Genomic DNA, 13160 nt, shown 5'->3' with positions numbered 1-13160 from the left:
GCTGTCCCCCTGCTCGAAAGGCTGCGCGCGATGTACTTCTCCATCCGTCTGGTGTGGGCGGACGGCGGCTATGCCGGCAGCTTGGTCGACCGGGCTCATGACGGCGTTCATCCTCGGCATCCGGACACCGCTTGGCATAAAAGCGGCTCCGGCCTCGGCCGCTACGTGCAGCATCGCCTGTGGTGGACCTCCGCCCAGTCCGAGCGCGCGCAGAACGAGCACGACCGCAGACGCCGGGAGCAGGCCGAACGGGCTGACAGAGCCCGTCGGGAGGCCGCGAACCGCCGCGCCGCACGCCAGCAACAAGAGCTCCAGCGCAGGCAGCAACTCCAGCGGCGCCGCAAGAGTCAGCCTGTGCCGGATCCCGAAGACGAAGAGACCCGCCGCGCCCAGGCACAGGAGCAGCGGCGCTTGGAGCAGGCACGGCGCCGGCAGCGCGAGCAGGAGGCCGCGAAGCGGAAGGAGCTGGCCGGTCGGGCGGCGGAGGTGGCACGGGCGTGGTGGGCAGGACGTGCAACCACGCCAGCGTGCCGAGCTCTTCACCGCGGTCGCCGAACGGGCCTGGCACGACGAAGAGGTACGGGTGGAGATCCCCGAGAGGCCGCAGGTGTCCGAGAGCTTCGCATACGGCATCCCGCTCTTCACGACGGGGCGGCTGCGCGCCCTGTACGGGATCGTGCGTCCCTGCCCCGAACTGGTCCGTCTGTCACCGCAGCTGGAGTTCCAGCACATTGTGGTGCGTGATGAGCAGGAAGCCCGTCAGCTGGCCGGGGTGATGTCGCCGCGAGCCCGGATCACGAACCTCTGCCTCTCCAGCGACGCCACGGGCAGGCCCGGGTAGACAGCCTGCGATGCCCGGTCCGATGAAGGTCTAGAGCAGGATGCGGAGGTCGAGCACGGGACCGGTGGTTTCGACCGGGGTCGCGTCCAGCTTCTCGAGAAGGTGGAGCATCGACTTGTTGCTCGCCGCCACCGTGGCGGCCAATGCGTGGTGCCCCTCGCGGCGGGCAACGGTAGCCGCATGTTCGGCCAGCGCGGTGCCAAGCCCCCTGGCCTGCCATGCGTCCTCGACCAGGATTGCGAGTTCCCCCACCCCTTGCTGATCGGTGCGCATGACGTTCGTCATGGCGATGATGTACTCCGTACGCTCGGCTGGAGCGGTCACCAGCGTGGTGCCGCGCTCCGGATTGGACAACTGACGCCATTCGGCAGGGGAGATCCCGATCTTGCCCGCGTGATACCGCAGGGCTCGACAGCCCAGCGAGCAGCGGCGGTGCAGTTCCTGCACTGGCACCAGGTCGACGGGGGCCGCCTCCCGGGTTCGGGTGGCGGTTCCATCGATCAGCATGATCGAGTGCGCGTCCTCTCGGCGGTCGGCGTCGGGCATCGATGTTCTCCTCACATTGCGATCGTGACTGCTGTGCCGCAGGCTCCGGGTCCGGAGCACGGCCTTGCTACCGCAACAGTCTTTTGCGGGCTCCGGACCGACTCAAGAGCACTTCGCGTCACGTCGATTGCGCTCCGCTTATGTTCAACCACGGAGAGACGCGAACATCTGACGGAGTCGCACCCGTTGTCGACGCCGATGCTGCGCACTACTCACGGCATCGCTCCAGGCTTTACACGGAGAGCCAGGCGGCCCTCGCCACCTGGACAGGCCGATGAACGTCCGTACTTCGCGTATGCGATCCACTTCGCACTCCGCCGCGCACCTGATCCGCAGCTCCTACTCCGCCGGCCTGGCCCACGCCGACGCGCTGCGCCGCCTGACGGCCGGCGAGGTCGATCCGACCAGCCCCTGGACGCTGCTGCGCGGCGCCTGGAGAACTTCGCCACCGGCCGGTGGCTCTGCGACGGCGCCGGGCGCAGCGAGCGCCGACGCCGCGCCCTGTCGCTGTGGGTCGAGGACATGCGCAACCGGCAGCAGCACGGGACGGACACCGGCCACCAGCCGTCCGGTGGCGGCCTGACCGGTGCGCAGCTCGGACCGAGATCCGCGCCATCGCCGACCAGCTCGGCCTGGCCCCGGTGACCGCACCCGGGACCCACCAGATCCTGCTCACCGCCGCACCCGCCGCGGGTCTGACCGCCGTGAAGGTGTGCGCCGCCTGGCGGGCAGCTTCCGGATTCGCACACGGCCGTTACTGGCCCAACCTGCGCGCCTCCCAGCCCCGCGCGGTCATACCGGGAGACGACGGCGTCCACACCGTCGCCTTCGTCCTGGACGAGGAGCAGCACCGGCCGCTGGCCGAGTACTGGCGCCTCATGCTGGGCCGGCTGCAGGAACACTACGAACCGCGCGTCCAGGCCTGCCGACCCCGTCCGACCTGGTCCGGCCGCCGACGTCGAGAGGGGGTCCGTGTGCGCCGGGTGGCTGGCATGGCGGATGCGCGGTCGCAGGCTCAAGGGGATCAGTGTCAGTCTGTTCTGCTTCGGGTGGTCGTTAGGCGCCGCAGGGGGTGTTGTTGTTGCGGAGGCTGTGGGTGGTGTCGTTGAGTTGGTAGGAGCGCAGGTCGTTGATGGTGCCGCCGTCGCGGCCGACGCAGACGTGCCGGTCGAAGAAGTTGTCCTCTGGTGGAGGCGGGCGGTACGGCTGCTGTTGTTGATGACGGAGCTGCCTTGGCCGCGGACAGGAAAACGAGCCCGCCCATGATGAGGCCGGCGCCCAGGAGCACCACGGCGGCGTGTCCCGACAGCAGCGGTGCCTCGGACGGCACCCCCGCGATGGGCGGGCCGGCGGATCGGGTTGGGCGGTACGGGAGCGTGCGGGGCCTGAGTCAGACGGCCGGCCGTCACGGCCTGCTCACCGCCGAGCAAACGGGCCTGCGAGACTTCCAGGCGGGCTCTGGTCAACCCTCGTGTTCCGTGAACTGTTCGGCGCGACGGCCTGGGGCGGCGACCGCTCTCGCGGTGGTCGGTGTCGTCCATCGTGGCGCCACCAATGGGCGGGGTCGGACGGGGCACTCGTGTCTCACTTTGACCGACCGCGAGAGCCGAACGGAATGCCAGTTGATGAACGCGCAAGACGCCGGGAAGCTGCTCGATGGACTGACTGTGGACGCCAGTCGGCGGGAGCAGCCGATCGTGCTGGACGCGGAGGGACGCCCCATCCGGACGTGGCGAGAGAACTACCCCTACGAACGAAAGGTGGGACGCCAGGAGTACGAGCGTGCCAAGCGCGTGCTGCAGATCGAGCTGCTCAAACTCCAGCGCTGGGTCAAGGACACCGGCACGCGCGTTGTCATCGTGTGCGAGGGACGTGACGCGGCGGGCAAGGGCGGCACGATCCAACGGCTCACCGAGCGGCTCAACCCGCGCGGCGCACGCGTGGTCGCCTTGGACAAGCCCACCGAACGCGAAGCGGGCCAGTGGTACTTCCAGCGGTACGTCGCGCAGCTGCCGACGGCGGGGGAGATCGTGTTCTTCGACCGCTCCTGGTACAACCGGGCCGGTGTGGAGCGCGTGATGGGCTTCTGCTCCCAGGAGGAGTACGAGCTGTTCCTCGACCAGTGCCCGACCTTCGAGCAGATGCTGGTCGACAGCGGCACCGTGCTGGTGAAGTTCTGGTTCTCGGTGTCCCGTTCCGAGCAGCGCACACGCTTCGCGATCCGGCAGGTCGACCCGGTGCGCCAATGGAAGCTCTCGCCCACCGACCTGGCGTCGCTGGACCTCTGGGACGCCTACACCGAGGCGAAGGTCGGCATGTTCCGCGCCACGGACACCTCCCACGCCCCCTGGACCGTCGTCAAGAGCAACGACAAGCGGCGGGCCCGACTGGAGGCCATGCGAAGTCTGTTGTCGCGCATCGACTACGCGAGCAAGGACCACGAGGCGGTGGGCACACCGGACCCGCTCATCGTCGGCGCCGCCGACACCCTTCTGGAGCCCGGTGAGGAGGACACCACGCTCTCGCCCACGCCGCTCTCACCCGGTCTCGGCGTCCCCGGCAAGCACCCCGGCAGCGCCTGACCCAGCTTGATGACGTGGAGGTGGCGGATCGCCTCCACGGCGGCGGCCTCGGACTTCTCCCGCGATCGGAGGTCGGCTTCGGTCTGCATATGTATCTGCATCGCCTGGATCTGCCCCCTCTCAGCGTGTGTGGCGGCCTTGATGGAGGCGATTCCACCGATCCCCGCACCGGTCAGACCCGAGACTGCTGCGACCCATACCGATCCGTCCATGGTGCGCATCATGCCGACAGGGTCAGCCCCATGCGGGTTGGTCCCGTCAAGTCCTTGTGAGCTTCCGGCCGTCAGGCGAGCGGCAGCACCTTCAACAGCGGCTCCTTGACCGGATGTGGGTAGTCCCGGGAGCTTCCCTCCGGCCGTCATCACCTTCGGGCGGGGCGTCAGAGCGGGATTGACGGGCTTGACGACCACCAGCTTCCACGAGGGAGTGCCGACCCGGGTGAAGTCCATGCTCGACTTCGGGAGCGCGTGGACGACGATGGCCCTGCCGGAGCCGGCGAGGGCGTGAACCCTCTAGATGACGACCGGCGCCACCAGGCTGACGGCGGCCACCAAGGCCACGGAGGCGCTGATGTGGCCCGTCCTCAGCAGGTGGCCGGCCACCTGTGCCCCAGCCATCATCGTCAGGGCGGCGGCACGGTTCAGTCCTGGGAGTGCCCTCTCCCGCCCCTTCCCGGCCCGTGCTTGCGCTGGCCCTCGTGGTCCTTGTCGCCACCGTGTTCCCGCACGGGCGGCGCCGTCACGGTCGGAGGGGTAGAGGGCGGGGCCGGGGACGGCGTCCGGGTTGCGGAGACGGAAGTGACGGTCGCCTGGGCCGGAAGGGAGGGTGACGAGGGGGAGCCGTCGCCGGAATTCATCGACGCTCCGAGTGCTGCTGCGGCAGCAAAGACGGCCAGGCCGATTCCAGAGAAAGTGGCTCGGGTGCGTAGTTTGCGGCCGCCGCGCGGAAGGGAGCGCATCGCATCGTGCTCCCGGGTCGATGGGCCCGCAGGCCGGGAGCGGGATCGGTGACCGGTGCGGGCATGATCGTGGTGTTGCCCTGCTCGGGGAGGGCGGTGTCTGGTGGTACCGGGCGAGCCAGTTGGCAGCCTGTTCGGCTGTGGGCCGGTGGGCCGGGTCCTTGGCGAGCAGGAGCAGCACGTAGTCGCAGAGCTGCTGCGGTATACCGGGGCGCAGCCGGCTGGGCGGCGCTGGGGCGGCTTCGACGTGCTGCTGCACCACGGCCAGCGAGGTCGCGCCGCGGAACGGGGGCCTGCCCGTGAGCAGTTCGTAGAGCACGCAACCGAGCGAGTAGACGTAGGACGCGGGCTGGGCGGGGCGCCCGAGGGCGCGTTCGGGGGCGAGGTAGTCGGCGGTGCCGAGAATCTTTCCGGTGACGGTCAGAGCACTGGCCGCTTCGTCGGTGAAGCGCGCAATCCCGAAGTCGGCGATCTTCGCCTTGCGGTCGCCGGACAACATTACGTTGGCGGGCTTGACGTCGCGGTGGATCACGCCGCGCTGGTGCGCTGCGGCCAGACCGGCGGCCGCCTGGGCGGCGATGGCTGCCGCGTCCTGCGGGTTCAGGACACCGCGCAGGGATCGCGCCTGGGCGAGGCTCCAGCCGTCGACGAGTTCCATGACCAGGTAGAGCCGGTCATGGTGGGAGCCGAGGTCGTACATGCCCACGACGTTGGGGTGGTTGAGCCGGCCCGCGGTCTGTGCCTCCAGGCGAAAGCGCTCGGCGTCCGCAGCCTGCTCGGTATGCAGGAGCTTGACCGCCACGGGACGCCCGAGGAGTTGGTCGGCGGCCCGCCATACCTCCCCGTTGCACCGCGCCCCAGCCTTTCCTCCAACTGATAGCGGTCCGCCAGCAGCCCCTGCACACCCACCCCGATCATCACAACGTTCGTACTCCCCCAGACCCGCCCCGCAAGGTCGTCGTTGTCCGGTCGCGGGTGGCGGGTTGATCGTGCCTTCCTGCTGGACCGGGCTGTCCCTGTCGGCATCGCCTATGAGGCAGGCAGACGAGGGGGGCGTCTGCCTGCCCCGTGTACGCGGCTGCGTACTCAAAAAGGCGGGGGCGAGTGAGCGCCACGGGGCCCTCGGGTGCTGGGTCCACCTATACAGCGCCGATAAGTCCGGAGATGTCACAGCCCGCGCATTCAGAGCGGCTGTCTGCCGTGCGGTGCGCAGTGATGCGGAGCAGGGGCAGGCCCGGTTACGGGGGGAAACCGTGCCTGCCCCTGGGGCGCCCGCATGACTCCCCCCGGAGGGCTGGGCGCCGTGACCCCGCCCGGGGGTCACTTCGATCAGCGCCCGCCCTGACAGGAGTGTCACGGGCTGACAGGGATGGTTGCCAGGCCCGCACTTTTACGGAGGCGCACACCTGATGTCTCTGCAAGTCCTTTACGAACGGCACACATGTAGGAATGGGCGCCTGTCGGGCGGGATCGCTCGTGATGCTGAAATAGGGAGATAGCTGGTACATGAAACATTATCTACGGAAAAGCGCATACAGGCCGCACTCAGCCTTCCGGAAGCGCGTCCGTGGACTTGCTCGTGACGCTCCCCTGGAAAAAGCCGTCGAAAAGAGGCTGCTGAGATGCCGTCAGGGTGCGCTGCCTGGCTGGCGATTCGCGGACAGCATTGTTCGGGGCAGGATCGACCTGCGCCCGCCGCCGACGGCGATCTCGACGGCCGGGTAGCACCCTGAGGGGGAGGCAGGGAGACCAGGACGCACCAGGTCACGTCATGGGCGAGATCGCCTGCCGCAGCGAAGGCGCGCTCACAGGGAGGGTGCGGCCGCCTGTCCGGCGAGCGCAGCACGGCCTCATGCTGGGCTTTTCATCCATGCGATGAATCGGTCCCACCAGCGCCCCTTCGCTCGGCCAGCTGCACCGTCCAGGTGTGGGGGAAGGCGTGTGCGTGGCACCGCTGCGCCCGGCTGGGCCGGAGCCGGTCCCGTTCGAGTTGCTGGCTCCCCCGTGGGTACACGCTCGCGCCCCGCCGGCTCACACGTGCACCGCTGATGTGTCGGCACGCCGGCGAGGACTTGCTCCACATGTCCGCCGCAGCCCTCGTAGGTCGCCTTCCGGCAGGACTGGCAGACAGCGCGTCGGCACATGATTCCCCTTCACTCGCACCCATGTTAACGCCCAGTAATATCAACAGTTTCATCACGGGGAAGTTCACGATTCCATCACACAAATCTTTCGCATCTGCACCATCTCCACGAACAACCGACCCTGACAGCGGCTTGAGCGGTCATGGGGCTGCGTCACGACGCAATAGTGCGTGACCTATCTCACTCGGCAATGCCGGGCAGGCGCGTTCCGAATCTTGCGGAAGTTGCTCGGATCACCGAAACAGTGGTTCCATCTCGCCCGGTCGAGAAATGGAGGCACGATTCCGTGTTGTGACAGGCCGTCACCGCGCCCATTTTCAGTTCGTCGACCCGGGCGCGGCGAGGGCGAGAGACCGAGAACGGCAACCGCCCTCACGGAACGGGGTGGTGTGCGCCGGTCAGAAGGGAGCAACGTGAGTTGCTCGCACGCCGCAGGATGTCCCCTTTTCCCCTTGCTCAGGGCGAGCTTGCAAGGGTGGCGCGACTACTACTGCGACAGCGAGGATCGGTGGCTCGGTTGTGCGCGCTACGAGGTGTCACTCACCGGCGAGCGTGTGCCGATCAGCCTGCTGCCCAACGGGGCCCGCGCGCGACAGCTTGAAGTCGCGGCCACCGGCGCGGAACGGTTCGACGCCGCCGCCCCGGAGCAGAGACTCCAGCAGTCTCCTGCACCACAACACCCCTGGCCGCAGGAGAACGTGGCCTGGTCGCCGACGGCACCTGCCGGACCGCTAGAGCCGTCAGAGCCCGTGCCCGCGGCAGCGGAGACATTGGCGCAGTTCGGGCCGGCATCTTCGACGATCCCGGTCTCGCACTACCGGCCGTCACCCTCCCCGCCGATGCCCCAGCCTCCGGACCGTCCCTCTCGACACGCGGGGCAGCGGCCCAGAGCGAGGCGCGGCTGGTGGAGTCGATTCACCGAATGGATGGGAGGCCCCGCATGAGTGGCTACTGGCCCTGGTGGGCCGGCGCTGCCGGGCTCGCTCTGATCACCATCAACTACGCCCTCACCACGGACCGGTCCTTCGGGGTGTCGTCCGCGTGGGACCGCGTGTTGCACTGGCGCAGGGAGCGCCACCTCGAGGAGATGGACGAGGAGTTCACCGACGAGCGCGCTCTCGCTGACGCTCTCGCCGCAGCTACGGCAGAGCACTTCGGCACCAGCCCCACCGCGCCCACCGTGCCGCCGACTCCGTACGGGACTTCACAACTGGTCGAGACGGACGTCGAACCGTCGGTGGACGAGGACACGTCGGTGACGAACCCGGGCCCGGCCCCGCTGGTGACCCAGGCCGCCCTGCTGGTATCGATCTTCTTCGGCGGATTGATCGCCGCGGTCACCTCCGGGCGGTTCCACCTCCGCTTCGACATGGGACCGGGATTCCGGAATGTGGTCACCGCAAATCCGACCACCATGACCGTCCTGCTGTTCCTCGGGGGCGTGCTGGTCGGCTTCGGCACCCGGCTGGCCGGTGGGTGCAGCTCCGGCCACGGACTCAACGGCTGCGGCCGTCTACGTCCGGTCAGCCTCGTTGCGACCGCCGTGTTCTTCGGCACCGCCGTCGCGGTGTCGTTCCTGCTGTGGAAGGTGATCTGATGCGTACCCGGGGCGCGATTTTGCTGGCCAACGTCATCACGGGACTGGCGCTCGGCTACACCGTCTCCAACATCGGCTTCGGCGACTACACCGAGCTGAACCGCATGTTCACCTTCCAGGACCTGCGCATGCTCCTCTCCTTCGCCGGCGCCGTCGTGATCATCGTGTGCGCATTCGCACTGCTGCGGGTCCGGCGTACCCCCGGGCGCATCCACGCCGGCGTGATCCCCGGCGCGGTGCTGTTCGGTACGGGCTGGGCGATCTCAGGTGGGTGTCCGGCAATCCCGATCGTCCAGGTCGCCAGCGGTTACCTGCCCGCTCTCGTCACCATCATCGGCGTGACCGTCGGAATTCGGCTGTGCCGCTGGGCCAACGCCCGCTACTTCCACCTCGACCGCGGCTCCTGCGGCCTTTAGCGGGGGACGTGCATCGACACACCCCGCGGGCACAAACAACCGCGTCGGGGTGAGCCACCCCGTCGCTCTGCCCCGGCCCATCCAGCCGCACCCCGCCTCAGTTCCGTCCAGTGAGGGGCACCGTCGCCCACCCCCGTGAGGGCGACGGCGGTTTCCCCGCACCTGCACCGCAGCGGGGCGGGGCATCACCGAGTTCAGCGGGCTGGGGATTGAATGGGCAGCGGGTGATATCACTCTGGACAATGGCCGAGCCACAGGTCGTGGGGCGGTCATGGCGCTGACCAAAGAGCGCGCCTGTGGTTTGCCCTTCCGCCGCAGGCGCCGTAGCTTCGCGAGCCACGGCGCGGGGAGGCGGGATGGGGGAGGGAGCTGGTGATGGCGGGGCGTCGGGAAAGCCCGCTGGATCCGAGTGCGGGGCCGGTGGCGCGGTTCGCGTTCGAGTTACGCAAACTCCGTGCAGAGGCAGGGAGCCCGACGTACCGGGTGATGGCGCTGCGCGCGGGGCAGGGGGCGAGCACGCTGTCGCAGGCGGCTGGGGGTGAGCGGCTGCCGACCCTGCCGGTGGTTCTGGCCTATGTCCGCGCTTGCGGTGGAGACCCGCAGGAGTGGGAGGAGCGGTGGCGTCAGGCGGCCGCCGAGGCAGCGGCTGAACCGCGGGCTGATGACGAAGGTGCTGAGCCGCCCTACCGGGGCCTGGCTCGGTTCGAACCCGCCGACGCGGAGATGTTCTTCGGCAGGGGCGAGCTGGCCGCTCAGCTCGCTGAGCGGGTGCATGCCCACCGCTTTGTCGCTGTCGTCGGGGCGTCCGGGAGCGGCAAGTCCTCCCTGCTGCGCGCAGGACTGATCCCTCTGCTGCAGAGCGAGGAAGCCTCAACCCGGCGGCCGGCGGCCATCCGCATCCTCACTCCCGGTGCCCGGCCCATGTCCGCTCTCACCACCGTGATGAGAGCCGGCGAAGAGCGCGGGGACACGGTCGTCCTGGTCGACCAGTTCGAGGAACTGTTCACCCTCTGCGCCGACCCCGCGGAACGACAGGCCTGCCTGGACCTGCTGCTGGCCGCGACGAACCCGGAGAAAAGGGTGCGGGTCGTGATCGCAGTACGCGCGGACTTCTTCGGCCGCTGCGCCGACCACCACACCTGGGCAGCGGCACTGCGCGATGCGACCCTGCTCGTAGGGCCAATGAGCCCCACAGAACTGCGCCAGGCGATCGTCAGACCGGCGGCAGCCGCCGGGCTGATCGTCGAGCGGGAACTGATCGCACAGATCATCCAGGACGTCACCGAGAAACCCGGCGCGTTGCCGTTGATGTCCCACGCTCTGCTGGAGACCTGGCGTCGGCGCAAGGGATGCACTCTCACCCTGACGGCCTACGCCGCCGCCGGAGGTGTCGCGGGCGCACTCGCCCAGACCGCGGAGCAGCTCTACACCCGCCTCTCCCCTCACGAGGCCCGATCAGCCCGGCTCATCCTCCTCCGGCTGATCAATCCCGGAGAAGGCGCGCAGGACACCTGCCGGCCCGCGCCGCCCGAGGAACTAGAAGCGGACGACGCAGACGACTCCGCCGCCGGTGAGGTTCTGAAACGACTGGTCAACGCCCGCCTCGTGACGCTCGAAGAACCGAGGGTCAACCTCGCGCACGAAGCCCTCATCGCGGCATGGCCGCGGCTGCGCACCTGGATCGACGAAGCCCGGGAGCAGCTGCGCGTCCACCGCCGGCTCACCGAGGCCGCCCGAGCGTGGGAGTCCCTCGACCGCGATCCAGGGGCCCTGTACCGCGGTGCTCGCCTGACGACCGCCGAGGAAGCCTTCGCTGCTCCCGACGCCTGCAAGGACCTGAACCGTTCGGAGAGGGACTTCCTGACCAGCAGCCTGACCGCTCGCGACCAGGAGTGGCACGCGGCTGCCCGCACGACCCGCCGCCTGCGCCGGCTCACCGCCACACTGTCCGCCCTGCTCGTACTCGCGGTCACCGCAAGCTTGACCGCGTGGAGCCAGTACCGGGCGAGCGAGCACCGGCGACAGGAAGCCGTCGCCGCACAGCAGACCGCTCTGTCCCGTCAGTTGGCAGCCCAGTCAGCGGCCCTCCTGGGCGACAACCCCGATCTCGCCTCGCTCTTGGCCGTCCAGGCCTACCAGACCCATCCCGCTGCGGAGGCCACCTCCAGCCTCTACGCCGCGGCCGCCCTGCCTCTGCGCCACCAGCTGACCGAGGACACTCACCCTGTCAGCGCCGTGGCGTTCAGCCCTGACGGCCGTGCTGTCGCCGCGGGCAGCTCCGACGGCCGGGTACGGGTGTGGGACGCGGCGACCGGTGTGCTCCGCACCACCTTCCCCGCCTCGCCAGGAGGGGTGGCCGGTCTCGCCTACAGCCGGGACGGCCACCTCCTGGCCCCCGACGACACCGGCGGCCGCCTGCTGCTGAGGAACGTCGCAGAGGCCGGGAAGGCCGGGAAGGCCGGGAAGGCCTGGACCGCTCCCGACCGCGCCAAGGGCCGCCTGGGACCGGTGGCGCTCAGCTCCGACGGCCGCGCTGCGGCTGCGTTCAGCTCCGACGGCCGGGTTCGGGTATGGGATGCCGCGACCGGTGCGGTCCGCACGACCTTTTCCGTCTCTGCTGGCGGGGTTCCTTCGGTCGCCGTCGGCCCGGACGGCCGTCTCGTGGCCGCTGGCGACAGCGACGGAACGATTCGGGTGCGCGACCTGGTCCGCAACACTGGCTGCGTTGTGCGGCTCGCGGGCTTTGGTCCACTGACGTCGATGGCCTTCAGCCCCGACAGCCGATTACTGGCCGCCGGGGCCCTCGGAGGTTCCGTTCAGCTGGTGAACACGACGACGGGCGCGCTCCGCGCGCGTTTCACCGGTCACACGGGGCCGGTGCGGGCGGTGGCGTTCAGTCCGGACGGGCGCTTGGTGGCCACCGGGAGTGATGACAGAACCGCTCGGCTGTGGGACGCGGCCACCGGCGCCGGACGTGCCGTCCTGACCGGCCACGCCGACAGCATGTCGTCGATGGCGTTCAGCCCTGACGGAAGCACTCTGGCCACCGGCAGTCGCGACCGTACTGTCCGGCTGTGGGACCTCGCCCAGGAGACACCGGACGACATGCGGGCCGGGTTCACCACCGTGTCCTCGATGGCGTTCGCCGCTGCCGGGCACGTCCTGGCAACCGGTGACGTCGCCGGAACAGTACGCATCTGGGACGCGGCCGGCGAACGGCCCCGAACCGACCGCCCTGTCGGTGCCGGCGCGGTGACATCTGTGGTCCTCCGGCCGGGCGGGGATGCGCTGGCCGCACTGACAAGCAGCGACGGCCTTACCGTGCGACTGTGGAGCGCGAACGACCACACGCTCCGCACCGTCGTGCGGCATCGCCCCCGGTCCGACACCATGCTGGCGGCGGTACTCAGCCCCGATGGGCGCGTCCTCGCCACCGGTGGGACAGGCGCCACCGTGCGGCTGTGGGACCTGGCCACCGGTAGGAGCCGTGCTGTCCTCACCGGGCACACAGACGTCGTGGTGGCACTCGCTTTCAGCGGTGACGGGCATACGCTCGTCTCCGCCGGCGCCGACGGAACACTACGGCTGTGGGATGCGGCTACCGGCGCGAACCGAGCCATCCTCAACGACACCGCATCGTCGGTGGCGCTGAGCCCCGACGGCCGTACTCTCGCCTCTGGGCACGACAACGGAACAGTACGACTGTGGGACCTTGCCACGAGCACGGTCCGCGCCACCTTGAACGGGCGCCAACAACCGGTATCTGCATTGGCTTTCGCCCCGAACCAGCGCGCACTCGCCGTCAGTGACGTCGACGGCACGATTCAACTGTGGAAGCTGAGCCTCCCCCGACCGGCCCAGGCGATCGACATGATCTGCCGCGCCGTACACCGGATTTCACCCGTCACGAACGCTCCCGACACCTACAACGGGTCGTGTCGCTGAGGCGGTATGAACCGCCCCGTGTCAGGTAGAGACTCAATTCCGTGAAAGGATTGAGTCATGGCACGACCCTCCCGTTACCCGCTTGAGCTGCGCCGTCGCGCGGTGCGCATGGTCGCCGAAGTCCGCGACGA

8 protein-coding genes are annotated in these 13160 nt (G+C 69.2%); 6 read left to right on the top strand and 2 right to left on the bottom strand.

Annotated elements, in window-relative coordinates:
- Nucleotides 1-511 precede the first annotated feature (511 nt).
- Nucleotides 512-841, top strand: a complete 330-nt coding sequence (locus tag ACFZDC_RS41460) for a hypothetical protein (RefSeq protein WP_391332225.1) — start codon at nt 512-514, stop codon at nt 839-841.
- 30 nt (nt 842-871) lie between these two features.
- Here the strand turns inward: ACFZDC_RS41460 and ACFZDC_RS41455 are convergent, their stop codons facing one another.
- The gene (locus ACFZDC_RS41455; protein ID WP_391332224.1) at nt 872-1387 is read right to left on the bottom strand and encodes a GNAT family N-acetyltransferase; all 516 of its coding nucleotides are present in this window, start codon (nt 1385-1387) and stop codon (nt 872-874) included.
- Nucleotides 1388-1682: 295 nt separating this feature from the next.
- Here ACFZDC_RS41455 and ACFZDC_RS41450 point away from each other — a divergent pair, with 295 nt between their 5' ends.
- Both ACFZDC_RS41450 and ppk2 read left to right on the top strand, forming a co-directional pair.
- Complete coding sequence (locus tag ACFZDC_RS41450; protein WP_391332223.1) at nt 1683-1970, top strand: hypothetical protein; 288 nt, start codon at nt 1683-1685, stop codon at nt 1968-1970.
- A gap of 1042 nt (nt 1971-3012) precedes the next feature.
- A complete protein-coding gene (gene ppk2, locus ACFZDC_RS41445; protein ID WP_391332221.1) occupies nt 3013-3969 on the top strand; it encodes a polyphosphate kinase 2 in 957 nt (318 codons plus the stop codon).
- Between the two features lie 512 nt (nt 3970-4481).
- Here the strand turns inward: ppk2 and ACFZDC_RS41440 are convergent.
- Complete coding sequence (locus ACFZDC_RS41440) at nt 4482-5729, bottom strand: protein kinase (RefSeq protein WP_391332219.1); 1248 nt, start codon at nt 5727-5729, stop codon at nt 4482-4484.
- Nucleotides 5730-8011: 2282 nt separating this feature from the next.
- Between ACFZDC_RS41440 and ACFZDC_RS41435 the strand changes: the two genes are divergently transcribed.
- From ACFZDC_RS41435 to ACFZDC_RS41425, 3 genes are all read left to right on the top strand, one after another.
- Nucleotides 8012-8668, top strand: coding sequence for a YeeE/YedE thiosulfate transporter family protein (locus tag ACFZDC_RS41435; RefSeq protein WP_391332217.1), 657 nt, complete (start codon nt 8012-8014; stop codon nt 8666-8668).
- Nucleotides 8668-9084 carry a YeeE/YedE thiosulfate transporter family protein gene (locus ACFZDC_RS41430; protein WP_391332216.1) on the top strand — a complete coding sequence of 139 codons (417 nt, stop codon included), beginning with the start codon at nt 8668-8670 and terminating at the stop codon, nt 9082-9084. Before ACFZDC_RS41435 ends, ACFZDC_RS41430 begins: the two co-directional genes overlap by 1 nt.
- Before the next feature lie 375 nt (nt 9085-9459).
- Nucleotides 9460-13029 (top strand): hypothetical protein, encoded by a 3570-nt coding sequence (locus ACFZDC_RS41425; RefSeq protein WP_391332215.1) that lies wholly within the window; start codon nt 9460-9462, stop codon nt 13027-13029.
- Nucleotides 13030-13160: the final 131 nt, after the last annotated feature.

The sequence above is a fragment of the Streptomyces sp. NPDC007905 genome, assembly GCF_042959345.1.
GTDB lineage: Bacteria > Actinomycetota > Actinomycetes > Streptomycetales > Streptomycetaceae > Streptomyces.
Note: the sequence above shows the minus strand (reverse complement) of the source record. Positions and strands in the feature narration are given on the sequence as shown.

Coding starts and splice junctions, on each gene's coding strand:
- ACFZDC_RS41430 (WP_391332216.1), top strand. CDS start 8,668: ATGCGTACCCGGGGCGCGATTTTGCTGGCCAACGTCATCACGGGACTG.
- ACFZDC_RS41450 (WP_391332223.1), top strand. CDS start 1,683: ATGCGATCCACTTCGCACTCCGCCGCGCACCTGATCCGCAGCTCCTAC.
- ACFZDC_RS41455 (WP_391332224.1), bottom strand. CDS start 1,387: ATGCCCGACGCCGACCGCCGAGAGGACGCGCACTCGATCATGCTGATC.
- ACFZDC_RS41435 (WP_391332217.1), top strand. CDS start 8,012: ATGAGTGGCTACTGGCCCTGGTGGGCCGGCGCTGCCGGGCTCGCTCTG.
- ppk2 (WP_391332221.1), top strand. CDS start 3,013: ATGAACGCGCAAGACGCCGGGAAGCTGCTCGATGGACTGACTGTGGAC.
- ACFZDC_RS41425 (WP_391332215.1), top strand. CDS start 9,460: ATGGCGGGGCGTCGGGAAAGCCCGCTGGATCCGAGTGCGGGGCCGGTG.